Source organism: Sulfitobacter sp., from assembly GCF_039977885.1.
Lineage (GTDB): Bacteria > Pseudomonadota > Alphaproteobacteria > Rhodobacterales > Rhodobacteraceae > Sulfitobacter.
This window is the reverse complement of the sequence record NZ_JBDWCI010000010.1, coordinates 44,137-66,903: the sequence shown is the minus strand read 5'-3', so window position 1 is coordinate 66,903 and position 22,767 is coordinate 44,137. Positions and strand designations below refer to the sequence as shown.

General features: G+C 59.3%; 20 protein-coding genes. 8 read left to right on the top strand and 12 right to left on the bottom strand.

From position 1 onward, the window contains the following. The first annotated feature begins 44 nt into the window (after positions 1 to 44). Entirely contained in the window at positions 45 to 2,054 is a 2,010-nt protein-coding gene (locus tag ABJM03_RS07950) for a M3 family metallopeptidase (protein WP_348416873.1), read from the top strand. On the opposite strand, the gene ABJM03_RS07945 is transcribed toward ABJM03_RS07950, so the two are convergent. From ABJM03_RS07945 to ABJM03_RS07915, 7 genes are read right to left on the bottom strand one after another with little or no spacing between them, the layout of a single operon-like run. Continuing rightward, entirely contained in the window at positions 2,051 to 2,980 is a 930-nt protein-coding gene (locus ABJM03_RS07945) for a glyoxylate/hydroxypyruvate reductase A (RefSeq protein WP_348416872.1), read from the bottom strand. The genes ABJM03_RS07950 and ABJM03_RS07945 overlap by 4 nt on opposite strands. Next, a complete protein-coding gene (locus ABJM03_RS07940; protein ID WP_348416871.1) occupies positions 2,977 to 3,387 on the bottom strand; it encodes a VOC family protein in 411 nt (136 codons plus the stop codon). Before ABJM03_RS07940 ends, ABJM03_RS07945 begins: the two co-directional genes overlap by 4 nt. An 18-nt stretch (positions 3,388 to 3,405) precedes the next feature. Next, positions 3,406 to 4,545: a rod shape-determining protein RodA gene (gene rodA, locus ABJM03_RS07935; RefSeq protein WP_348416870.1), complete on the bottom strand. Its 1,140-nt coding sequence runs from the start codon at positions 4,543 to 4,545 to the stop codon at positions 3,406 to 3,408. Beyond that, on the bottom strand, positions 4,542 to 6,464 hold the full coding sequence (gene mrdA / locus ABJM03_RS07930; RefSeq protein WP_348416869.1) for a penicillin-binding protein 2: 1,923 nt from the start codon (positions 6,462 to 6,464) through the stop codon (positions 4,542 to 4,544). Before mrdA ends, rodA begins: the two co-directional genes overlap by 4 nt. A gap of 19 nt (positions 6,465 to 6,483) precedes the next feature. Then, on the bottom strand, positions 6,484 to 7,116 hold the full coding sequence (locus ABJM03_RS07925) for a rod shape-determining protein MreD (protein WP_348416868.1): 633 nt from the start codon (positions 7,114 to 7,116) through the stop codon (positions 6,484 to 6,486). Between the two features lie 6 nt (positions 7,117 to 7,122). Then, positions 7,123 to 8,040: a rod shape-determining protein MreC gene (gene mreC / locus ABJM03_RS07920; protein ID WP_348416867.1), complete on the bottom strand. Its 918-nt coding sequence runs from the start codon at positions 8,038 to 8,040 to the stop codon at positions 7,123 to 7,125. A gap of 34 nt (positions 8,041 to 8,074) precedes the next feature. Next, on the bottom strand, positions 8,075 to 9,121 hold the full coding sequence (locus ABJM03_RS07915) for a rod shape-determining protein (RefSeq protein WP_348416866.1): 1,047 nt from the start codon (positions 9,119 to 9,121) through the stop codon (positions 8,075 to 8,077). 296 nt (positions 9,122 to 9,417) lie between these two features. Here ABJM03_RS07915 and ABJM03_RS07910 point away from each other — a divergent pair, with 296 nt between their 5' ends. After that, positions 9,418 to 10,542: a Hint domain-containing protein gene (locus tag ABJM03_RS07910; protein ID WP_348416865.1), complete on the top strand. Its 1,125-nt coding sequence runs from the start codon at positions 9,418 to 9,420 to the stop codon at positions 10,540 to 10,542. A 49-nt stretch (positions 10,543 to 10,591) separates the two neighbouring features. On the opposite strand, the gene ABJM03_RS07905 is transcribed toward ABJM03_RS07910, so the two are convergent. Continuing rightward, entirely contained in the window at positions 10,592 to 12,157 is a 1,566-nt protein-coding gene (locus ABJM03_RS07905) for a 2-isopropylmalate synthase (protein ID WP_348416864.1), read from the bottom strand. Positions 12,158 to 12,438: 281 nt separating this feature from the next. Here ABJM03_RS07905 and ABJM03_RS07900 point away from each other — a divergent pair, with 281 nt between their 5' ends. Both ABJM03_RS07900 and ABJM03_RS07895 read left to right on the top strand, forming a co-directional pair. Continuing rightward, the gene (locus ABJM03_RS07900) at positions 12,439 to 13,104 is read left to right on the top strand and encodes an SDR family NAD(P)-dependent oxidoreductase (protein ID WP_348416863.1); all 666 of its coding nucleotides are present in this window, start codon (positions 12,439 to 12,441) and stop codon (positions 13,102 to 13,104) included. Beyond that, positions 13,098 to 14,627, top strand: a complete 1,530-nt coding sequence (locus ABJM03_RS07895) for a cryptochrome/photolyase family protein (protein WP_348416862.1) — start codon at positions 13,098 to 13,100, stop codon at positions 14,625 to 14,627. The genes ABJM03_RS07900 and ABJM03_RS07895 overlap by 7 nt, the downstream gene beginning before the upstream one ends. A 194-nt stretch (positions 14,628 to 14,821) precedes the next feature. Here ABJM03_RS07895 and ABJM03_RS07890 read toward each other — a convergent pair whose 3' ends face one another. Both ABJM03_RS07890 and ABJM03_RS07885 read right to left on the bottom strand, forming a co-directional pair. Next, on the bottom strand, positions 14,822 to 15,166 hold the full coding sequence (locus tag ABJM03_RS07890; RefSeq protein ID WP_348416861.1) for an antibiotic biosynthesis monooxygenase: 345 nt from the start codon (positions 15,164 to 15,166) through the stop codon (positions 14,822 to 14,824). 29 nt (positions 15,167 to 15,195) lie between these two features. Beyond that, the gene (locus ABJM03_RS07885; RefSeq protein ID WP_348416860.1) at positions 15,196 to 16,632 is read right to left on the bottom strand and encodes a 2-isopropylmalate synthase; all 1,437 of its coding nucleotides are present in this window, start codon (positions 16,630 to 16,632) and stop codon (positions 15,196 to 15,198) included. A gap of 160 nt (positions 16,633 to 16,792) precedes the next feature. On the opposite strand from ABJM03_RS07885, the gene ABJM03_RS07880 reads away from it, so the two are divergent. The 3 genes from ABJM03_RS07880 to gltX all read left to right on the top strand — a co-directional run bounded on the left by ABJM03_RS07880 (position 16,793) and on the right by gltX (position 20,728). Continuing rightward, entirely contained in the window at positions 16,793 to 18,451 is a 1,659-nt protein-coding gene (locus tag ABJM03_RS07880; RefSeq protein ID WP_348416859.1) for an NAD+ synthase, read from the top strand. Positions 18,452 to 18,523: 72 nt separating this feature from the next. Next, positions 18,524 to 19,321 carry a prolyl oligopeptidase family serine peptidase gene (locus ABJM03_RS07875; RefSeq protein WP_348416858.1) on the top strand — a complete coding sequence of 266 codons (798 nt, stop codon included), beginning with the start codon at positions 18,524 to 18,526 and terminating at the stop codon, positions 19,319 to 19,321. Positions 19,322 to 19,393: 72 nt separating this feature from the next. Next, positions 19,394 to 20,728: a glutamate--tRNA ligase gene (gene gltX / locus ABJM03_RS07870; protein ID WP_348416857.1), complete on the top strand. Its 1,335-nt coding sequence runs from the start codon at positions 19,394 to 19,396 to the stop codon at positions 20,726 to 20,728. A gap of 46 nt (positions 20,729 to 20,774) precedes the next feature. Here gltX and ABJM03_RS07865 read toward each other — a convergent pair whose 3' ends face one another. Further along, complete coding sequence (locus tag ABJM03_RS07865) at positions 20,775 to 21,335, bottom strand: gamma-glutamylcyclotransferase family protein (RefSeq protein ID WP_348416856.1); 561 nt, start codon at positions 21,333 to 21,335, stop codon at positions 20,775 to 20,777. A gap of 130 nt (positions 21,336 to 21,465) precedes the next feature. On the opposite strand from ABJM03_RS07865, the gene gcvH reads away from it, so the two are divergent. Continuing rightward, positions 21,466 to 21,831: a glycine cleavage system protein GcvH gene (gene gcvH, locus ABJM03_RS07860; RefSeq protein ID WP_348416855.1), complete on the top strand. Its 366-nt coding sequence runs from the start codon at positions 21,466 to 21,468 to the stop codon at positions 21,829 to 21,831. 3 nt (positions 21,832 to 21,834) lie between these two features. Here gcvH and ABJM03_RS07855 read toward each other — a convergent pair whose 3' ends face one another. Beyond that, entirely contained in the window at positions 21,835 to 22,740 is a 906-nt protein-coding gene (locus ABJM03_RS07855) for an inositol monophosphatase (protein ID WP_348416854.1), read from the bottom strand. Positions 22,741 to 22,767: the final 27 nt, after the last annotated feature.

Genomic DNA, 22,767 nt, shown 5'->3' with positions numbered 1-22,767 from the left:
CGGCCTGTTTGCGCCCCTAGCTTGAGCGTAAAGGAGACCCTGTAATGAACATGCTGTTGCAAGACTGGACCACGCCATTTGGTATCGCCCCCTTCGACCAGATTTCGGACGAAGATTTCGCCCCCGCCCTTGAAGAGGCGCTTGCCGCCCACAAGGCCGAGATGGAGGCCATCGCCAATAACCCCGAGCCAGCGACATTTGCCAATACGGTTGAGGCTTCAGCAAAGACGGGTCATTTTCTTAATCAGGTATTGGGCACGTTCTACACTGTGGCAGGCGCCGACAGCACGCCCGCCCGCGAAGCATTGCAGCGCGATTTCTCTCCCCTTCTTTCGGCGCATTTCTCCGAGATATCGTCCAACAAAGACCTCTATGCGCGGTTTAAAACCGTTTGGGATGCCCGCGAAACGCTTGACCTGACCCCGGAGCAAGAGCGCGTGTTGATGTTGGAGCATCGCGGTTTTGTGCGCGCAGGTGTGGCGCTGACCGGCGCAGACGAGGCGCGCATGAAAGAGATCAAAGGCCGTCTGGCGGTGCTGGGTACGCAATTCACGCAAAACCTGCTGAGCGATGAACGTAGCTGGGTCATGAAGTTGGAGGAGGCTGATCTGGAAGGCCTTCCAGATTTTGTTGTGGATGCGGCCCGTGCTGCAGGCGAAGAGAAAAAAACAGGCGGCCCCGTGGTTACGCTGTCGCGGTCGCTCATTACGCCATTTTTGCAATTCAGCCCGCGCCGCGATCTGCGCGAGCGCGCGTTCAAAGCGTGGGAAGCACGTGGTGCCAATGGGGGCGAGACCGACAACCGCGCCATTGCGGCCGAAACACTGGCCCTGCGCAAAGAGCGTGCGGCGTTGTTGGGCTATGACAGCTTTGCCGACTACAAGCTCGAGACAGAAATGGCCAAGACGCCTGAGGCCGTGCGCGATTTGCTGATGCAGGTTTGGGAACCGGCCAAGGCCCAAGCCAATGCCGACGCGGAAATCCTGACCCTGATGATGCACGCGGACGGTGTGAACGGTGATCTGGCCCCGTGGGACTGGCGCTATTACGCGCAGATCCGCCGCGCCGCTGAACATGATCTGGATGAGGCAACGCTCAAGCCGTATTTCCAGCTCGATCGTATGATCGAGGCTTCGTTTTCTTGTGCCACACGGCTGTTCGGGCTGGAGTTCAAACCGCTCGACGTGCCGCTGTATCACGCGGATTGCCGCGCGTGGGAGGTCACGCGCAATGGCGAACATGTGGCTGTCTTTATCGGTGATTATTTCGCGCGCGGCTCAAAACGCTCTGGCGCGTGGTGTTCGGCGATGCGTTCGCAGGCGAAGTTCCCGAAGGTTCAGACGCCTGTGGTCATCAATGTGTGCAACTTTGCCAAGGGTGATCCTGCGCTGTTGTCTTATGACGATGCGCGCACCTTGTTCCATGAATTCGGCCATGCGCTGCACCAGATGCTGTCCAATGTGACCTATGAAAGCATTTCCGGCACCTCAGTGGCACGGGACTTTGTCGAGCTGCCAAGCCAGTTGTATGAGCACTGGCTGGAAGTGCCCGAAGTGCTGGAGGAATTCGCCACCCACGCCAAAACCGGCGAGGCGATGCCGCGTGAAATGCTGGACAAAGTGCTGGGCGCTGCGACCTTTGATATGGGGTTTGCCACGGTGGAATATGTGGCCTCGGCACTGGTTGATCTGTCCTTCCACGAGGGCGAGGCACCGGCGGATGTTATGGCGAAACAGGGTGAGGTATTGGCCGGAATTGGCATGCCCTCTGCCATTACCATGCGCCATGCCACACCGCAGTTTGCGCATGTGTTCTCCGGCGACGGGTATTCCAGCGGCTACTACAGCTACATGTGGTCCGAAGTCATGGACGCAGACGCGTTCGAGGCATTCGAAGAAGCCGGCGGTGCCTTTGACCCCGAGCGCGCGAAGGCGCTTGAGGATCATATTCTCTCTACCGGAGGCAGCCGTGATGCAGCCGAGCTTTATGTCGCGTTCCGCGGCCGGCTGCCGGGGGTCGAGGCACTTCTCAAAGGGCGCGGGCTGGCGGCTTAATACCCCAGCGCGCGGTCCACGAGGTTGAGGTAGGGCAGGCCCGCTTCACCACGCCGGATGTTCTCGACGATCACCTCACTTGCGGTGATCGCGCGGGTCTCTGCGGCGATGTGGGGCGTGACCGTGACATGCGGGTGTGCCCAATAGGGGTGGTCCTGCGGCAGTGGCTCGATGCGGAAAACATCTAGCGTCGCATGGGCGATATGCCCTGTATCAAGAGCAGTCAGCAGCGCGTCATCGTCGATCAGCGGCCCCCGTCCGGGGTTGATGATGAACGCGCCCTGCGGCATGGCGGCCAGCGCGGCTGCGTCGATGATATTTGTTGTAGCGGCAGTGTCTGGCAGCAACGTCACCAAAATCTGCGCCTGCGACAATGCCTGGGCCAACCCGTCAGCGCCATGCAGGCAGGTCACACCCTCGACGTTCTTGGGGCTGCGTGACCATCCCGTGACGCGAAAGCCCAATGTCAGCAACATTTCTGCGCAGGCCGTCCCCAGCGCGCCAAGGCCAAGGATCACCACATCACGTTCCTGCGCCAGCGGCGGCGCCACCGTCTGCCACGCGCGATCAGGATTCACGATATGCGCATCCATGCCCAGATGATAGCGCATCACATGCCCTGTGACCCATTCTACCATGCCTTTGGTAAGGCCAGGATCAACCATCCGCGCCAGTGGTATCTTCAGGGTCTCGTTACCGGTGATCTGCTCGACCCCGGCCCATAGGTTCAGCACCGCTTTCGCGCGGGTGTAAGGGGTGAAATCCTGCAGATCACTGTCGGGGGCATAGATGATATAGTCGACTTGATCAGGCGCGATATCCTGCGCAAGATTTGCCTCAATACCTGCGGCCTCCAGAGCGCTGCGAAGGGGGGCCTCGTAGATTTCCCAACGCTTGGTACGGGCAGCAAACAGTAGGTTGATCATGTGGCAAAAGCTCCATTCATGTCGGCAAGGCCTTTGACCTCTATCGGGTTTCCGGAAGGGTCGGTGAAGAACATAGTTGACTGCTCACCGGGCTCACCAGCAAACCGGGTCTGTGGCGCGAGGATAAAATCCACCCCTTCAGCCGTAAGATGGTCGGCCAGCGCGCGCCATTGGGCATAGGGCAATACAATGCCGAAATGCGGCATGGGCACCTTGTGCTCACCGACAAGACCGGTGGCGGCCACGGACATGGGCGTGCCCAGATGGCAGGACAATTGATGTCCGAAAAAGTCGAAATCAACCCAGGTATCCGTGCTGCGCCCCTCGCTGCAGCCAAGCAGGCCACCGTAAAAGGCGCGTGTCTGATCAAGGTCGATCACGTTGAACGCGAAGTGGAAAATGGACATGTAGAGCTTTCTGTAGGGTTAGCGCGGTCTGTGCACATGCGAGGACTGTACCAGCCCGAAGGCCAGCATCAACACCAGCATCGCAGATCCGCCATAGCTGACCAGCGGTAGCGGAACACCGACAACAGGGGCAAGCCCCATCACCATGGACATGTTGACCGCAAAGAACAAAAAGAAGTTCAGTGCAATTCCAAGCGTAAGCAGCGAGGAAAACCTGTCCTTGTTGATCACTGCCGAGAAAACGCAAAAGGCGATGATCAGCGCGTAAAGAACGAGCAAGGAAAAGCCGCCGACAAAACCGAATTCTTCGGCCAGCGTGGTAAAGATAAAGTCGGTGTGCTTTTCAGGTAGGAAATTCAGCCGCGACTGCGTACCTTGCATAAAGCCGCGTCCGGTCCAGCCACCCGACCCCAAGGCAATCTTGGATTGGGTGATGTGATAGCCTGCGCCCAGCGGGTCCGAGCTTGGATCAAGGAAGGTATCAATGCGGCGGAACTGGTAGTCTTTGATCATCTGCCAAGGGGTGCCGCGGGATTGGAACACCGCCGTAACCAATCCGCCTGCGGCCGCGATGACAGTGGCGAAATAGGCCCAGTGGACCCCCGCCAGAAACATCAGCCCGCCACCGGCCGTCATCAGCAAAATGGCAGTACCCAGATCAGGTTGTTTGAGAACCAGCAGGGTGGGTACAAAGATGATCATCAAGGGGAGGAAAACCCACAAAGGCCGCGAAGTTTTTTTCGCGGGCAACCAGTCATAATAGGCCGCCAGAAACATCACCAATGTGATCTTGGTCATTTCCGAGGGCTGTAGCCGCACAACGCCCAGATCAATCCACCGCTGCGCGCCCATGCCCACTGTGCCAAACAGCTCGACCCCGATGAGCAACATAACCGACACGGCATAGGCAACCCCCGCAAGGTTGCGCCACATCCAGATCGGCACCAGCCCGACAGAGATCATCAACATCAGCCCAAGGGCAAAGCGCTTCATCTGTGGTTCAGCCCATGGCCCATAGACGCCACCGGCCACGGAATAAAGCATCAGAAAACCGCAGCCCGCCACGGCACTGATCAGCAGGATCAATGGCCAGTTGAGGAACAGTATTTTACGCAAACCAGTGGGGACAGATTTGACGCTATATTCAAGATAACTCATGCCTGATCCTTGCTTGCCTTGATGCGCGCTTGGGGCTGTACGTCTCTGAGGCGTCGCTGCTGGGTCTTGATGGTGGCGCGGTCAGCGGTCGGATATGCTTCGAGCGGAGGCTCACCGTTATAGAGGGCCTGCAACAACACATCGCGTCCGATCGGGGCCGCCGCCTTGGAGCCGCCGCCGCCGTGTTCAACCAGAACCGCGCAGGCAAAGCGCGGTTTGTCATAAGGGGCAAAAGCCACAAACAGGGCATGGTCGCGCTGCTCCCAAGGGACTTCGCTGTTGTTGACCACGGCCGAGCGGACCTGAGATGTGCCCGTTTTGCCAGCCATGCGCAGCCCGTCGGCGATGATGCGGCTGCGGTATGCTGTGCCGCGGCGGTCGTTGACGACCTCATACATGGCTTTGCGCATGTTGCGCAGGCTGCTTTCTTTCATATCCAGCGGGGCGTTGCCCTTGATCTGCTGTTCCTGCCCATCGACGTTTTTGACCAGACGCGGGGTCACTTCCCGTCCTGTGGCCAGACGTGCGGTCATCACGGCCAGCTGCATCGGTGAGGCCAGCATAAAACCCTGCCCGATAGAGGCGTTGACCGTATCCCCGATCACCCATTCCTCACCGCGATTGGCGCGCTTCCATTCCTTTGTCGGTGTCAGCCCCGAGTTGACCGAGCTGAGCGCCAGATCATGTTTGATGCCAAGGCCAAAGCGTTGGGACATGGCCGAAATTTTTTCGATCCCGACCTTGAGAGCCAGATCATAGTAATACACATCGCATGATTGCTTTAGCGAGGTTTCCAGATCGACCCAGCCGTGGCCCGCCCGTTTCCAACAGTGGAACCGCCGCCCGCCGACTTCCAGATGGCCGGGGCAATAGACGGTCTCGTCCGGATTGATAATGCCCGCTTCGATCGCGGCCATGGCGGTCATCATCTTGAAGGTCGAGCCGGGGGGGTAAGCACCCTGCACAGTCTTGTTGACCAGCGGGCGGTATTTGTCATTGAGCAGCGGGTTGTAGTCCTTGGAGGAAATCCCGCCGATAAACAGGTTCGGATCATATGATGGAGCCGAGCAATTGGCCAGAATGTCACCGGAGTCGCAATCAATGATGACCACGGCCGCACTTTCGCCTGACAGGCGCGCCTGCACATAGTTTTGCAGCTCGGCATCGACGGTCAATTGCAGCGCGGCACCTGATTGGCCCTCGCGGCGCTCGAGTTCGCGCATGACGCGGCCCGTGGCGTTGACCTCGACCTGTTTGGTGCCCGCAACACCGCGCAGCAGCGCCTCTTCGCGTGCCTCTACATTGATGCGACCGATCTGGAAGCGCGGGATACGCAAAACCGCATCGGGGTTTTCCAATTCGTCGAGATCTTTTTTACTGACCGCACCGACACGGCCCACCACATGGGCAAAGTCGGAGCCGCGCGGGTAAACTCGTGTGCTGCCCACTTCGGGGGTGACACCGGGGAGGGCAGGCGCATTGACGGATACCGCGCTCACGGCGTCCCAGCTGACGTTTTCGGCGATGGCGATAGGCAAAAACCGCTGTGCAGTGCGCATCTCGTTGAGCGCTTTTTCGGTTTGTTCAGGCGTAAGATTGATCAATTCGGCCACGCGCAGCAGAACCGCCTCGGGGTCGGGGGCATCCTCACGGACCAGCACGATGCGGTAGCTGGGATCATTCTGCGCCAGACGCACGCCGTTGCGGTCAAAAATTTCGCCCCGCTTCGGGGGAATCAAGCGGATGTTGATGCGGTTTTCTTCTGCGAGCAGGCGAAACTGATCGGCTTGATCCACCTGAAGATAGCGCATGCGCGCGGCCAGACCGCCCATGAACAACAGTTGCGCTCCGCCCAACAGGGCCGCACGGCGGCTCAGCTTGTTGTGGCTGGCGTCTGTCTCGGCTCTGGAGCGTCTCATGCGGTTTGCCTCATTTCACTCATGCCCGTCCGCGGATCGTGTCAAATTCACCGGGGGCTGCGCGGCGCACGCCCATTAGCGAGCGGGTGACAAGCACGGCGATCGGGTACGTCAATATGGTGGTGCCCAGCTCAAGCAGGCTCAACCGCAGTTGTGGCGGCGGTATCAGGAGCACTGATAGCACAATCCAGTTGAACAGCAAAATAACGATCAACAAAACCGCCACGGCAACCCACTCTGCCCCAAAAGTTGCATCCCGCAAGGACCTGCTGCGCCCTTTAAGGTTCTCACAAGCCAATAGGGCAAGCAGGGCCCACAGCCCCGGAGGGCGTTGCAATAACAAATCACTCAGCAGGAAAACCGCCGCGAGCAAGAACGCGGGCACATATTCCGGACGTCGGACCGACCACGCCAGAGCAAAGGCAATCAGCAGGTCGGGGCTGACCCAAAGGCGGTTGCTGCCTTGATGCAGTAAGGTGCGCAGGCGTGCCTCGGCAGGGTCGATCGTGGCAAGTGGCGGCGACAATTCCGGCGCAAAAAGCGTCACGGGCTGGGTGTCGATGGGCAGCAGGTGAAAAAACACGATTACCAATGCGAGCAAGACAAATGCGGCACGCATGATCCATAGGCGGGCGGGGGATAGCTCGTCCATGACCGGCTACTCTGTCGCGGGGGGCGGAGGGCCCTCGGGGGCTGCGTCCGTTGGTGCCGGAATGCCTGAGCCTGCGATGATCTGCGGAGAGTTGGGCACCGTTTCAGTGCCGTGATGGCGTAGAACGCGCAAAAACTCCAGCCGCTCGAAATCCGCAGCAAGCCGGACGCGCAGCCGCCCGCCGGGGTCGGCCGCGATCTGGCCGATCAAAAGGCCCGCAGGAAAAATCCCGCCATCACCCGAACTGATCACGCGGTCGCCCGGGCGCACAAGATCTGGGTTCTCGAGAAAATCAATCGGTGGCGCGGCCGAGTTATCGCCCGCCACAATCGCCCGCTGGCCCGAAGGCTGGATCACGGCAGGGATGCGGCTTGAGGCATCGGTAAGCAGGATCACACGGGCGGTATTTTCACCTACGCCGGAAATCCGCCCCACAAGCCCGATACCGTCCATTGTCGCCCAGCCCTCGACCAGCCCGTCACGCGCGCCCACATTGAGCAGCACGGATTGCCGGAACGGAGAGCCGCTATCGGCCAGCACAACGCCTGTGACATAGGTCAGGCGCGGATCAAGGCGCACGTTATTGAGGTCCAGCAGTCGGGCGTTTTCCTGCTCAAGCTGCAAGGCGGCCTCTTTCCATGTCTGCATCCGGCGCAACTCGGACCGCAGTTCGGCATTTTGGCCGGATAGACGCTGGTAGCTTTGAAAATCGCGGGCCAGATTGATTGCGCCCGTCACAGGCGCCATGGCCCAGTCGAGGTTGGGCACCAACCTGTCGGTCACTTGGGCGCGGAATCGTTCAACCCGCGGGCTGTCGATGCGCCAAAGGATGAAAATTGCCGCCAAAATAACCGCCAGAACAGCCGTCATCAGCCGCCTGAGCGGGCCGGTGTAATCGCCTGACTGGTTTCGGTCTCTGGCCATGGTGGTGCTGTGCCCTCCTTAGCGCGCGGATGCCTTAGCTGTCGTAGTCGATAGCGTGGCGCAACTGCTTCTCATACTCAAGGGCTTTACCTGTGCCGAGGGCCACACAATTGAGCGGCTCGTCCGCGACGGAAATCGCAAGGCCGGTTTGTTCGCGCAGGGCCAAATCCAGATCACCCAGCAGCGCACCACCGCCGGTCAGCATCACACCGCGGTCCACGATATCGGCCGCAAGGTCCGGTGGGGTGGTCTCCAGCGCGGTCATGACCGCTTCGCAGATTTGCTGCACTGGTTCTGCCAAAGCTTCGGCAACTTGCGCCTGCGTGACCTCGATCTCTTTTGGCACACCGTTGAGAAGGTCACGTCCGCGCACCTGCATCGAACTGCCGCGCCCGTCGTCGGGCATGCGCGCTGTGCCGATAGAGGTTTTGATCCGTTCGGCGGTGGTTTCACCAACCAGCAGGTTTTGTTGACGGCGCAGATAGCTGATGATGGCTTCATCCATACGGTCACCGCCCACGCGGACCGAGCGGGCATAAACGATATCGCCCAAGGACAGCACCGCAACCTCGGTTGTACCACCACCAATGTCCACAACCATGTTGCCGGTTGGATCGGTGATCGGCATGCCCGCACCGATGGCCGCAGCAATCGGTTCAGCAATCAGGCCCGCGCGGCGTGCGCCAGCGCTTAGCACGGATTGGCGGATCGCGCGTTTTTCAACGGGGGTCGCGCCGTGAGGCACACAAACGATAATTTTGGGTTTTGAGAAGGTCGAGCGTTTGTGCACTTTGCGGATGAAGTGTTTGATCATCTCTTCGGCAGTGTCGAAGTCGGCAATCACGCCTTCGCGCATCGGGCGGATGGCTTCGATGCTGCCCGGTGTGCGGCCCAGCATCAGTTTGGCATCTTCACCCACGGCGAGCACTTTTTTAACGCCGTCCTTGACGTGGTAGGCCACAACCGACGGTTCCGAAAGGACAATTCCCTTACCCTTCACGTAGACCAACGTATTGGCAGTCCCGAGATCGATCGCCATATCGGACGAAAATAGCCCGCGTAGATTTCCAAACATCGACATGTGAAGCAGTACCTTACCCAATACATAATTGCCCACGACTCTTCCGTTAGAGGAGGCAGGCCGCGTCCTTATAGGCGGGCAATGTATTGGATTAAAGGGGGAGATCGTATTGTTTAGGCGCCTTTGCGCCGTTTCGCACGCGCCGCTGGCGCTGGCTCGGGATGATTTCCGGCCGCTGATGGCGATCTATTTGCGCTAGGGTAACAGTTTGGTGTGCTTTGCGGCGGGTTAATTGCCTTTTGCGCGAAATAGGCTTATTTTCGCCTTAGTTTGAAGTTTTTTGCGTTGGCTTGATTATGGCAATCTTCTTGGCCTCGGGTGCAGATGTTCTGCGGTCGCCCAGCCTCAATACACTGTCAGGTACCGGTCAGGACGGTGCAGGACAGATTACAGTCATGGGCGGCACCCAGATTTTTTCTGATCAGGCGATTGTCCAATTTACGGTTAATACCGTTGCGGATAACGGTGAATTGGTTAATGGCAGCGGTATCACGCAGATCGTTGTCTATGCATCCCAAGCGGATTTTGACGCGGGCGTGGCGCAGTACACTTATAACCCGCAAAACCCCGGACAAACGGCGAATCTTCAAAACAGTCTTGACCGTATGGGTGATTCCTATTTGCGGTTCAGCGCACAGCCGCTGATATCCAGCGACCCGGGCGCGCCGTTCCTGCAAGAGCTGTTCGTCGCACCGGGGAGCAATATCGCGAATCTGGGCACGACGACTTTTGACCGCAATTCGGACGAAGATTTTAACGCAGACGGCAGCATCGACCAAACCAACACCGAAAACGGTAATGGCGTTTTTAATGTCGGCGCAGGGCAGACGCCAACGCCGGTATGCTTCACCTCTGGCTCATACGTACAAACCCCGCGGGGTCGCGTGCTTATTGACACGCTCAGACCGGGGGATCTGGTGTCCACGATGGACGATGGCCCCCAGCCGATTTTGTGGATCAGCAAACGGCATGTGGGCGCGGCGCATCTGCTGATGTATCCCCAGCTTAGGCCCGTCTGGATCGGTCGCGGTATGTGGGGGGCGAAACGGCCAACGATGGTATCGCAGCAACATAGCGTATTGGTGAGCCCCGACCTGTTGATGCCTGCCAAAAAGCTGGTTGAAATGCGCCATAGCCACGCGCGGATTGCACGAGGCGTGCGCAAGGTGACCTACATCCACCTCCTGTTCGAAAAGCATCAGGTTATCTGGGTGGATGGTATGGCCTCGGAAAGCCTGTACCCCGGTCCGCAATGTCTAAAAGAATTCGGGCGCAGCAAGCGCAGTGAACTGTTTTCCGTGATCCCGGAGATTCCGTTGACAGGATCTATTGAGGCGACGGTGCAAAACTATGGCAACACGGCGCGTCCGATTGTGCGCCGGATCACAGATGCATTCCCCGATCTGCACGCGGTAGCCTAACCGTGTAGAGGGCTGAGGCGGCGCAGATGCGCCACCTCGATGCTTTCGATCAATCAGTATCTTTATAGTTGATTTCACGCTTGTCGCTGCCGCCTTTTTCACGGCGCACCAACAGGCGGTTGAGCGCGTGGATATAGGCGCGCGCAGAGGCGACAACGGTATCTGTATCGGCAGATTGCCCTGTCACGATGCGGCCTTCTTCCTCAAGGCGCACGCTGACGGTGGCTTGGGCGTCGGTGCCTTCGGTGACAGCGGCCACTTGATACAGCTGTAGGCGTGCGGAGTGCTCGACCAAAGCCTTGATGCATTTGAACGAGGCATCCACAGGGCCGTCGCCGTCCTGTTCGGTGCTTTGTTCCGCGCCGTCAATGACCAGCGTCATTTTCGCGTGGTTCGGCCCATCAGTGCCGCAGACCACATGCATTGACTGTAGCTTGATCCGGTCCGCTTCAGGGTCCGAGGCCACACGCATCAGTGCGATCAGATCCTCGTCATAGATTTCCTTTTTGCGGTCGGCCAGTTCCTTGAACCGCACAAACACATCCTTGAGCTGGTTATCGCCCAATTCAAATCCGAGGTTTTCGAGCTTGGAACGCAGCGCGGCGCGGCCCGAGTGTTTGCCCATGACGATATTCGTCTCGGTCAGGCCAACGTCTTCGGGGCGCATGATCTCGAAGGTCTCGGCGTTTTTGAGCATGCCGTCCTGATGGATGCCGCTTTCGTGGGCGAATGCGTTTTTACCCACGATGGCCTTGTTGAACTGCACGGCAAAGCCGCTCACGGTGGCCACACGGCGCGAGATGTTCATCAGCTTGGTCGCGTCAATGCGGGTCTGGTAGGGCATGATGTCATTGCGCACTTTGAGCGCCATCACGACTTCTTCCAATGCGGTATTGCCGGCACGTTCGCCCAGACCGTTGATGGTACATTCGATCTGGCGCGCACCGGCTTCAACCGCGGCAAGGCTGTTGGCCGTCGCCATGCCCAGATCGTTGTGGCAGTGGGTGGCAAAGATGATCTCATCCGCGCCTGGTACGCGTTCGAGCAACATCTTGATCAGCTCTGCGCTTTCACGCGGCGCGGTGTAGCCCACGGTGTCGGGGATGTTGATCGTGGTGGCACCTGCCTTGATCGCGATTTCAACGGTGCGGCACAGGTAGTCGGCTTCGGTGCGGGTGGCATCCATCGGCGACCACTGTACGTTTTCGCACAGGTTGCGCGCGTGGCTTACCGTTTGTTGAATGCGCTCGGCCATCTGGTCCTTATCAAGGTTCGGAATGGCGCGGTGCAGCGGCGAGGTGCCGATAAACGTGTGAATGCGCGGGTTTTTCGCGTGTTTGATCGCTTCCCAGCAGCGGTCGATATCGCCGAATTGCGCGCGGGCAAGGCCGCAAATCTGCGCTGTCTTGGCCTGCTTTGCGATCTCGGATACGGCGGCAAAGTCGCCCTCGGAGGCGATGGGAAAGCCTGCCTCGATCACGTCTACGCCCATCTCATCGAGCAGCTGCGCAATTTCGAGCTTTTCGGCGTGGGTCATGGTGGCACCGGGCGATTGTTCGCCATCACGCAAAGTGGTGTCAAAGATCAAGACGCGGTCTTGGGGGGTATTGGTCATGGGATTGTCTTTCTGTTGTCTGCTGTTCTTGGCGCGCGGCACTTCCCTCTGAGCGGGCGCGCCGATGGGCACGCTCAGAGGCGGGCTAGCAGCAGGGCACGTAGCAGGGGCGCGATGGCGCGTGCGGTTTGGGGGCTATGTGCAACGTTTTTCATGAGCGTAGTTATAACGGCGGTTTTGCGGATGGAAAGGGGGGGAAACATGTCTTTGTACAAAGTTTGTCAGGACCGGAAACCAACCCCTAATATTGATACCCGTAATCCCCGCCCTAATTGCCCGATATGGAAAAAGTTTTGATCATTGGTGGTTCGGGCGGGATTGGCGCAGCCTTGGTCGCGGGCTTTGAGGGGCGTGGCGCGCAAGTGGTGGCATTGTCGCGATCAAAGGACGGGCTGGATATCACGGATGAGGCTTCGGTCGAGGCGCATCTGGGGGCGCTGGAGGGGCCTTTTGACGCGTTGATCGTGGCGACGGGGGCGTTAGAGATCGAGGGTGCCGCGCCCGAGAAAACAGTGCGCGCGGTGAGCGCGCGGGCGATGGCGGATCAGTTTGCGGTCAATGCCATCGGGCCTGCGTTGATCTTGCGCCACGCGGCACGCCTTTTGCCGCGAGCGGGGCGTAGTGTTTGCGCGGTGCTGACCGCGCGTGTGGGCTCTATCGGTGATAACAGGATCGGCGGCTGGACCAGTTACCGCGCGGCCAAGGCGGCGGCCAACCAGATCGTGCATACGACTGCGATCGAGCTGGCGCGCACCCATTCCGAGATGGTCTGTGTCGCGCTGCATCCCGGCACGGTCGAGACACCGTTTACGCAAAAATATCTGGGTCGGCATCCGGCGGTGCCAGCGGCGGAGGCGGCGCAAAACCTGCTGGCAGTTATGGATGATCTGGGCCCGAAGGACGCGGGCGGGTTTTTCGACTGGGCCGGAAAGCGGGTGCCGTGGTGAGCCGTCTTATTCTGGTGTTGGGTGATCAGCTGTCGGACGGGTTGAGCGCGCTGGCCGCGGGGGACCGTGAGGCCGATACCGTGGTGATGGCCGAGGTCAGCGAAGAGGCGACTTATGTTCGCCACCACCCCAAGAAAATAGCATTGATTTTCAGCGCTATGCGCAAGTTCGCGGCGCGTCTGGAAAAGGCTGGCTGGACCGTCGCCTATAGCCGGTTGGATGATCCCGACAATGCCGGCTCCATTGTGGGAGAGCTTGTGCGGCGGGCTGCGCAGACGGGTGCGGCGGAGGTCATTTGTACCGAGCCCGGAGAGTGGCGGCTGATCAACAAACTGACCCATGCGCCGATCAAAACCACCCTTCTGGGCGATGACCGTTTCCTTGCGACGCATGGTGATTTCGAGGAATGGGCCAAGGGCCGCAAGGCGCTGCGGATGGAGTATTTCTATCGCGAGATGCGCAAGCGCACGGGGCTGCTGATGGACGGGGACCAACCCGAGGGCGGACAGTGGAATTTTGACCATGACAACCGCAAACCGGCCCCGGATGACATTGCGCCCGAAGGGCCGCGCAAGTTTGAGCCGGACAATATTACGGGCGAAGTGTTAACCATGGTGGAGGCGGAATTCGGCGGTCATTTCGGCGATATCCGGCCTTTCTGGTTTGCCACCACGCGGGCGCAGGCACTGGATGCGTTGGAGCATTTTATCGCGCATGCCTTGCCGCGCTTTGGAGACTATCAGGATGCGATGCTGCGCGGTGAGGATTTTCTGTATCACGCGGTGATTTCCCCCTATCTGAACATCGGTCTGCTGGGGCCGCTTGAGGTATGTCAGGCCGCTGAAAAGGCTTATAAAAAAGGGGACGTGCCGATCAACGCGGCAGAGGGGTTTATCCGCCAGATCATCGGTTGGCGGGAGTATGTGCGGGGCATTTATTTTCTAGAAGGGCCCGAGTATGCGGCGCGCAACCGTCTTGAGCAGAACCGTGATTTACCAGCGATGTATTGGGGTGGCGAGACGCGCATGGCTTGCATGTCGGCGGCTGTGGAGCAGACGCGCCGCGAAGCCTATGCGCACCATATCCAGCGGTTAATGGTGACGGGCAATTTCGCGCTATTAGCGGGGATTGATCCGTCGCAGGTGGCTGATTGGTATCTGGAGGTTTATGCGGACGCTTTCGAGTGGGTCGAGGCCCCGAATGTTGTCGGCATGAGCCAGTTTGCCGATGGCGGTGTGATCGCGTCAAAACCTTATGTCTCGTCAGGGGCTTACATCAATCGCATGTCGGATTACTGCAAAGGCTGCGACTATAAGGTGAGCCAGAAAACAGGCGAGGGGGCGTGCCCGTTCAACACGCTGTATTGGCATTTTCTGGATCGCCACAGGGAACGGTTTTCGGGCAATCACCGCATGGGGAATATGTACCGGACATGGGACCGGATGGACGAGGAAAAGCGGCAGGCTGTGCTGGCTGATGCGGGGGCGGTTCTGGCAAAGCTGGACGCGGGCGAGGTGGTGTGAGGCAACGTGCGCAGGCCGTTGCCCGATGCGGCTGCGAATCGTAGGTTAACGCCATAAAAATATGGGCATTTGCGATGTGATCGGCGTACACCGCGCGTGCACCATGCGTACACCGATGATGTGACAATCGGGCGGTTAAGCCAGCGGCCGTTGCAATCGTTGTCGCAGGATTAACCCTGACATGGCCCGCGCGCCTAGCCGTGCAGTTCTTTGCTGTCGGTGGGGGCCTCATCGCGGTCGAACATCGCATAGTCGCGCAGCACGTGAGCCACGCGGATGCGGTAGTCGCTGAACATGACCTCGCGGCCTGCTTTTTGCGCGCCGCGGTGGCCCGTCAGGCGGCGCCATTCATCCAGAGCAGCCTCGTCGCGGAAAAACGATATCGAGAGCAGCTTGTCGGGGTTGGTCAGGCTTTGGAACCGCTCGACCGAGATAAAGCCGTCGATCTGTTCGACCAGCGGTCGCATTTCTGCTGCCATGGCAAGATAGGCATCTTTTTTGTCAGGATGCGGCATGACTTCGAATATGACGGTGATCATCTTGCGGGTCCTTTCGCGGCTGGCGTGGGTTATTCGCTGGCCGGAGGCGGGGACGGTGGCGTTGTGGCGGCGGGTTGCGGGGTGAGTGTGCCGTTTTCCCAATCGCCCGAAATCTGTTCGCCTGTGGCATAGGTAATGGTGCCGGTGCCGTGCCGTTGGCCGCCCTTGAACTGACCCACATAGACATCGCCATTGGCGTAGGTCGCTGTGCCATTGCCTTCGATTTCACCGGCTTTCCATTCGCCTTCATAGGTAAAACCGTTGGCCATGGTGATTTTACCCGTCCCCTCGCGGCGGCCTTGGGTAAATGCGCCCTCGTAGACGGTGCCATCGGGGTAGGTGGCGGTGCCTGTGCCATCGCGCAGGCCCCCTTTCCATGTTCCGACATAGGTACGGCCATCGCCATAGTTCAGCATGCCTTGCCCTTCGTTGCGGGCATTCACAAAATTGCCCTCATAGACCATGCCATTGGGGTAGGTCGCGATGCCACGCCCCTCAATCACGCCAACCGACCAGTTGCCTTCGTAGGTGGAGCCATCGGGATAGGTGATTTTGCCCGGACCTTCGGCAAGATTGTCTTTGAACAGGCCGGTCTGCACCGAGCCATCGGGATAGGTGACAGTGCCCATGCCTTCGGCGCGGCCTTCATTCCATTCGCCTTCGTATTTATAGCCATCCGCATCGGTGAATGTGCCAGTGCCATGCCGCTGATCGGCGAGATAGCCGCCGACATAGACATCGCCGGCAGCAGTGGTGGATGTGCCTGTTCCTTCGCGGCGCCCTTCGACCAGATCACCGTCGTAGGTGTCGCCGTTTGCCTGAATGATGCTGCCCTTGCCGTTGAGTTGGCCATTGGCCCATGTGCCTTGCAGGGTAAAGCCCTCGGGGTGGACCAGTTTGCCTTCGCCGCTGCGCGTGCCGTTGACGACTGCGCCTTCATAGACCGCGCCTTCGGCGTCTTTGATCACGGCCTGACCGGTGGCTTTTCCATCGACCCAGTCGCCCTTGTATTCATAGCCTGATGGCAGGATCAGAACGCCTTTGCCGTGGCGTTTGCCGTTGCGAAACCCGCCCTCGTAACGTTCGCCGTCGACATGGATGGACACGCCCTGGCCCATGATCGAACCGCCAAGCCATTCGCCTTCATATGTGCCGCCGTCCGACATGGTGATCTTGCCGATGCCTTCGGGTTTGCCTTTGGCGAAATCGCCTTCGTAGACGGAGCCGTTGGGGAAGCGTGCGGTGCCTTTGCCGCGGATTTCCCCGTCGACCCATTGGCCGCTGTATTCATAGCCGTTTGGCAGGGAGTAGGTGCCTGTCCCGTGTTGCAGGCCATCCTTGAACGTGCCCTCATACACGCCGCCGTCGTCGTATTGTTTGCTAAGCACCTGAGTGTTTTGTGCCAATGCGGGCAGTGACATCAACGGCATGAAAGCAGCGGCGAGGAGAAGGCGGGAACGGGTCATGGGGATCCTGTTGTCTGAGGCGGCCACGTCTGGCCGCCGGTTGCCACCAGACTAGTCAGGCGGGCGCAAAGGGGCAACGACCTTTTGGCGCAGGGGCTTTGCGGTCTTTCCCTTGGGCGGTGATCTGCTACATCTTGCCCAAACGTTGAGAGGAATAATCATGGCAGAGCGGTTTCGCATCACCTTGGCACAGCTGAACCCCACCGTGGGGGATGTCGCCGGTAACGCCGATCTGGCGCGCAAGGTCTGGGCGCAGGGGCGCGAGGCGGGTGCCGATCTGGTGGCGCTGCCCGAGATGTTTATCGCGGGGTATAATGCGCAGGATCTGGTGATGAAGCCCGCGTTTCAACGTGATGTGATGACCCATATCGAGGCCTTGGCCCGCGATTGTGCCGATGGTCCCGCGTTGGCGATTGGCGCGCCCTATGCCGAGGGGGCGGCGTTGTATAATGCGTATCTGATCCTGAAAGACGGCCAGATTGCCAGCCGTGTGCTCAAGCATCATTTGCCCAATGAGACAGTGTTCGACGAGGTGCGGATTTTTGACAGCGGGCCGCTGGGTGGGCCGTATTCGCTGGGCGATGTGCGTATTGGTTCGCCGATCTGTGAGGACGCATGGCATGAGGATGTGGCCGAAACATTGGCCGAGACCGGCGCGGAGTTCCTCTTGGTGCCCAATGGGTCGCCCTATTACCGTGGCAAGTTCGAGACGCGGATGAACCACATGGTGGCGCGGGTGATCGAGACAGAGCTGCCGCTGATTTACCTCAATATGGTGGGCGGTCAGGATGATCAGGTGTTTGATGGCGCAAGCTTTGGCTTGAACCCCGGTGGCAAGCTGGCGTTCCAGATGCCTGCCTTTGACGCAGAGGTCTGTCACGTCGATCTGGAGCGTAAGCCCGAGGGCTGGCGCATTGTAGAGGGCGACAAGGGGTTGCACGCCGAGCCTTATGCGCAAGACTACCGCGTGATGGTTCAGGGTTTGCGCGATTACATGCGCAAGACGGGCTTCAAAAAGGTGCTGTTGGGCATGTCGGGCGGGATTGATTCGGCGCTGGTGGCGACGATTGCGACCGATGCGCTGGGCGCTGAAAATGTGCGCTGTGTTATGTTGCCGTCGGAATATACGTCGCAGGCATCGTTAGAGGATGCCGAGGCCTGCGCGAATGCTTTGGGCGTGCGCTATGATTATGTGCCGATCAAACAGGGGCGCGATGCGATCACCGATACGCTTGCGCCACTGTTCGAGGGGACCACGCCGGACCTGACCGAGGAAAACATCCAAAGCCGTCTGCGTGGTCTGTTGCTAATGGGGCTGAGCAATAAATTCGGTGAGATGCTGCTGACCACGGGGAATAAATCCGAAGTGGCTGTCGGCTATGCCACGATTTATGGCGATATGGCGGGCGGGTATAACCCGATCAAGGACCTGTATAAAATGCGGGTGTTCGAGACCTGCCGCTGGCGCAATGCCAACCACAGCGATTGGATGATGGGGCCTGAGGGCCGTGTGATCCCCGAGAACATCATCACCAAAGCGCCTTCGGCTGAGCTGCGCGATGATCAAAAAGACAGCGACAGCCTGCCCGATTATCCCGAGCTGGACGCGATGCTGGAGATTCTGGTGGATCAAGACGGCGCGATTGAGGATTGCGTGGCCGCAGGGTTTGACCGCGATGTGGCCAAAAAGATCGAGCATCTGGTCTATATCTCGGAATACAAACGGTTTCAGTCCGCGCCGGGGCCGCGCCTTACCAAAAGCGCATTCTGGCTGGACCGCCGCTATCCCATCGCCAACCGCTGGCGCGACCCGAGCTAGGGCAAACACGCGTCAGTGATTTGCCTCTGTGGTGGCGGGGGGCCATGTTTGCTTCAAACAAGGAGCAGATAAATGCGATTAATCTTATTGATCTGGGCCGTTTTGGCGGCACCGATGGCGATGGCCTGTGGGGTGGATAGTGATTGTGCCGTGGGGGACCGGAGCTACCGGATTTCGATGCCTGACGGGGCAAGGGCCCCTGTGGGCGCGGTGATCTGGGCGCATGGCTATCGCGGTACGGCGGCGGGCGTGATGCGCAACAAGGCGCTGCGCAAGATGGTGCATGACCGCGGTCTTGCATTGATCGCGGTGCAGGGGGTGGAAGGCACGTGGGATTTGCCCAAAGGGCCGGGATCGTTCAACAGCACCGGCGCGTCCGAATTTGCCTATTTTGACGCTGTGATTGCAGATGCTTCCAAGCGGTTTGACATTGATACCGCGCGGCTGGTGGCATCGGGGTTTAGCGCGGGCGGTATGATGGTGTGGAACCTTGCCTGTGCGCAGCCCGATATGTTTGCCGGTTTTGTGCCCATGTCGGGGACCTATTGGCTGGAGCCGCCAGCGACATGTGCGGCACCTGTGGCCAGCATTGTGCATATCCACGGTGACGCCGATAGCACTGTTCCGTTGGACGGGCGTGTTATTGGCCCGACCCGTCAGGGCAAAGTGTCTGAGGCGCTTGCGACCTATGCTGATTTCGGCGGCTTTGGCCCCGCGCAACCGGTCAGCGCCCCCGAGATGCGCTGTGAGGCGCAGACAAACGCACGAGACGATATTCTGGAGTTTTGTTTGTTCGAGGGTGGTCATTCGTTCAGCACGGCCCACCTTGCTTACGGGATTGATGAATTAGCGGCGGCAGGCAAGCTTTAGCGCCGGTTTAGGGTGGCCTAACTGGACAAATGCGCCGTGTTGTGACAGCACCCGCTGCAACAGGAGGCTATTATGTCTGACAAAACCATTACCCGTTTCGCCCCGTCCCCTACCGGCTGGATTCACGTGGGCAACTTGCGCACCGCGCTGATGAACTATCTGATTGCCCGCAAGGCAGGTGGCGAATTCATCCTGCGCATTGATGACACGGACCCGAACCGCTCGAAGGAAGAGTACGTAGACGGGATCAAGCGTGATCTGGATTGGCTGGGCCTGCATTGGGACCGCGTTGAGCGTCAATCCTTGCGCCTCGAGAAATACCATGCAGCAGCTCAAGAGCTGCGTGAAATGGGCCGGTTTTATGAGGCGTTCGAGACGCCAACCGAGCTGGACCTCAAGCGCAAGAAGCAGCTGAACATGGGCAAGCCGCCGGTCTATGACCGTGCTGCGCTGGCGTTGGATGATGCGGCCAAGGACGCGCTGCGGGCAGAGCGTGGCGATGGCGTCTGGCGGTTCAAGCTGTTGCATGAGCGGATCGTTTGGAATGACGGCATTCTGGGTGATGTGAGCATCGACGGCGCGTCAGTGTCCGATCCGGTGCTGATCCGCGGTGACGGGCAGATCCTGTATACGCTGGCCAGCGTCGTGGATGATACGGAAATGGGCGTGACAAATGTTGTGCGCGGTTCGGATCACGTGACTAACACGGGTACGCAAATCCAGATCATGCAGGCGCTGGGCGGCACACCGCCTGCCTTTGCGCACCATTCGCTGCTGACCGGCCCGCAAGGTGAGGCACTGTCCAAACGTCTTGGCACGCTGGCGCTCAAGGACCTGCGCGAGGCAGGGATTGCTCCGCAGGCGTTGCTGAGCCTGATGTCGCGTTTGGGCTCTTCCGATCCTGTTGAGCTGCGCACCGAGATGGAAGCGCTGATCGACGGTTTTGATATCTCGCGCTTTGGTTCTGCACCGACGAAATTCGACGCCGAAGACCTCAAGCCGCTGACTGCGAAATATCTGCAAACGCTGGATGTGGCCGATGTGGCTGACGAGATTGCAGCGCTGGGTGTGCCGGAAGAAAAGGCGGCGCAATTCTGGGCTGTGACGCGTGAAAACATCACCACGTTGCACGACCTCGAAGGCTGGTGGACGATGTTTACGCAGGGCGCTGATCCTGTGATCGACGATGAGGATGCCGAGTTCGTAGCGCAAGCGATGACGCTGCTGCCCGAGGGGCCGTTTGACGGTGACACTTGGGGTGCATGGACGGCTGCGGTGAAAGAGGCCACGGGCCGCAAGGGCAAGGGCCTGTTTATGCCTTTGCGCAAGGCGCTAACGGGTCAGCCGCACGGGCCGGACATGTCGGCGGTATTGCCGTTGTTGCAAGTGATCAAAGCGCGCGGATAATGCCGCGCGCCATACGGCCCTTATTGGGCCGAAGCATCCCTGCCGCCTAGGCGGGGATGACGCGCACGTTGCGCAGTGCCAGATGTTGATCGACCAGCGTCGTTTCCTGCCGGCTTAGGCTTTGGGCGCGGGGATATTGCGGCGCGGCGCGGTCATCATGCACTAATGTGTCCCAGCCATCGGTGGTGTCAAAGAAATCAACGACCCCCTGTGCGCCGTATTCGCGCAAATAGCCCTGAATCACGACATCAATATAGCTGAGCCAGATATGCTGTTCTCCGCCCGGCACCCATGTTTCCCGTGGAACAGCGTAATGTGAAATCTCTGTCTGGGTGTCGCGGGGATGGATGACATCGTTGCCCGATGGAATGCGGTCATACCCGTATTCGCGCGCATCCAGCACGGCCCAATCCGCGTTCGGGACATCGGCGATCAGGCCCTGAATAGTAGTGTCCGCATCGGGCACCACGCTTAGATAGGCCAATCCGCGTTCCGCGGTATAGACCCAGCGTCTGCGCCATCCTTTAAGCTGGGCGCGGGTCGCGGTGGTGTAGGTATGGGTATCGCGGTTTACGAGGCTGCCGTAGCCGAAAAAGCAAGGGTGCATGCTGGACCTTTTATCAGGTGGGTTTGGCCTTACATAACCCTTGCCGACAGGGCTGGGCAACTCTGCACACAGTGGATTGAAAAAGCTGTTCACCTTTGGCAAAAAGACGAACAGGCCGGAGGTTATGCCAATGAAATTTACCGAAGAACATCTATGGTTGCGTGTCGAAGACGGCGAGGATGAAGTCACCGTGGGCATCAGCAGCTTTCGTGCCGAAGAATTGGGCGATGCGAAATATCTTGAGCTGCCGGAGGAAGGTGATGTGGTTTCCGCTGATGATCCGGTTGTTGTGATCGAAGCGGGCGATGATGCCGTCGACATCCTTGCGCCAATGGATGGCGAAATCACAGAGGTGAACACACCTTTGGTCGACTCACCCGAAACCATCACCGATGATCCGCAGGGCGATGGCTGGCTGTTCAAGATGATGATCGACGATATGGACGCCCTCGAAGACCTGATGTCCGAGGGCGCCTATCAGAAATACATCCGCTAGGGATCAGTCAGCTGCGGCCTCTGGCGTGTCGATCAGGAAGCTGAAGATTTTCTTGAGCTTGCCCCATGTGACCTTGTCCGGTGCGATCAGCAGGTGACCGTCGTGACGGGTGGCGGTGTAATCGCCGCCATCCAGCATTTCCACATGGGCACCCGCACGCTGGGCAATCAACGCGCCGGCGGCGTGATCCCACGGGTGCAGCAGGGCGGTAAGGCTAAAGTCGATGTGGCCCTGTGCCAGCATACGGTATTCATGAGCCGAGCAGCGCAGCGTGTTGACGCGGCCAAAATCGGGGAAGGTGGCGGCAAGGGCGGCTTGTTTGTCCTTGGGGAACAGGTGCAGCGGGATGATGCCTGACATCTCTTCCAGCGGTTTGGCCGCTGCGGCTTTCAGCTCTTTGGCGGCCCCGAGGGGGCGCTGGAGCTGCGGTGTCATTTCTTCGTCGGCGATGGCCCAGTCGTCGGCGACCGGATCATAGATCAGGCCGAACACCGGCGTGCCATAGCGTGTTGCGGCGATGATCACGCCGAACATGGGCAGCCCGTGGGCAAAATTCCATGTGCCGTCCACAGGATCAATCACAAAGGCAAGCTGTGCATCCTTGATACCAGCAAGCGCTGCAGGCTTTTCGGCCACGGCCTCTTCGCCAATCACGAGGGCCGAAGGGAACGCGATTTGCAATGCGCGGGTGATCATGGCTTCGGCGCGGGTGTCTGCTTCGGTCACCAGATCGTCGGCGTGGGATTTGGTGCGGATGTCACCATCCGACAGGCGGCGGAAGCGGGGCATGATTTCGGTGCGCGCGGCGCGGCGCACGATATTGATGATTTGTCTGCGTTGGGCGGGGGTGACGGCAGCGGGCAGGGTTGCAGGTAGAGTTTGATCGGTTTCAACGTTGGTGTCGGACATAGGGACGCTCCTTTGTTGTGTTAGGTT

Coding starts and splice junctions, on each gene's coding strand:
- ABJM03_RS07950 (WP_348416873.1), top strand. CDS start 45: ATGAACATGCTGTTGCAAGACTGGACCACGCCATTTGGTATCGCCCCC.
- ABJM03_RS07945 (WP_348416872.1), bottom strand. CDS start 2,980: ATGATCAACCTACTGTTTGCTGCCCGTACCAAGCGTTGGGAAATCTAC.
- ABJM03_RS07940 (WP_348416871.1), bottom strand. CDS start 3,387: ATGTCCATTTTCCACTTCGCGTTCAACGTGATCGACCTTGATCAGACA.
- rodA (WP_348416870.1), bottom strand. CDS start 4,545: ATGAGTTATCTTGAATATAGCGTCAAATCTGTCCCCACTGGTTTGCGT.
- mrdA (WP_348416869.1), bottom strand. CDS start 6,464: ATGAGACGCTCCAGAGCCGAGACAGACGCCAGCCACAACAAGCTGAGC.
- ABJM03_RS07925 (WP_348416868.1), bottom strand. CDS start 7,116: ATGGACGAGCTATCCCCCGCCCGCCTATGGATCATGCGTGCCGCATTT.
- mreC (WP_348416867.1), bottom strand. CDS start 8,040: ATGGCCAGAGACCGAAACCAGTCAGGCGATTACACCGGCCCGCTCAGG.
- ABJM03_RS07915 (WP_348416866.1), bottom strand. CDS start 9,121: ATGTCGATGTTTGGAAATCTACGCGGGCTATTTTCGTCCGATATGGCG.
- ABJM03_RS07910 (WP_348416865.1), top strand. CDS start 9,418: ATGGCAATCTTCTTGGCCTCGGGTGCAGATGTTCTGCGGTCGCCCAGC.
- ABJM03_RS07905 (WP_348416864.1), bottom strand. CDS start 12,157: ATGACCAATACCCCCCAAGACCGCGTCTTGATCTTTGACACCACTTTG.
- ABJM03_RS07900 (WP_348416863.1), top strand. CDS start 12,439: ATGGAAAAAGTTTTGATCATTGGTGGTTCGGGCGGGATTGGCGCAGCC.
- ABJM03_RS07890 (WP_348416861.1), bottom strand. CDS start 15,166: ATGATCACCGTCATATTCGAAGTCATGCCGCATCCTGACAAAAAAGAT.
- ABJM03_RS07885 (WP_348416860.1), bottom strand. CDS start 16,632: ATGACCCGTTCCCGCCTTCTCCTCGCCGCTGCTTTCATGCCGTTGATG.
- ABJM03_RS07880 (WP_348416859.1), top strand. CDS start 16,793: ATGGCAGAGCGGTTTCGCATCACCTTGGCACAGCTGAACCCCACCGTG.
- ABJM03_RS07875 (WP_348416858.1), top strand. CDS start 18,524: ATGCGATTAATCTTATTGATCTGGGCCGTTTTGGCGGCACCGATGGCG.
- gltX (WP_348416857.1), top strand. CDS start 19,394: ATGTCTGACAAAACCATTACCCGTTTCGCCCCGTCCCCTACCGGCTGG.
- ABJM03_RS07865 (WP_348416856.1), bottom strand. CDS start 21,335: ATGCACCCTTGCTTTTTCGGCTACGGCAGCCTCGTAAACCGCGATACC.
- gcvH (WP_348416855.1), top strand. CDS start 21,466: ATGAAATTTACCGAAGAACATCTATGGTTGCGTGTCGAAGACGGCGAG.
- ABJM03_RS07855 (WP_348416854.1), bottom strand. CDS start 22,740: ATGTCCGACACCAACGTTGAAACCGATCAAACTCTACCTGCAACCCTG.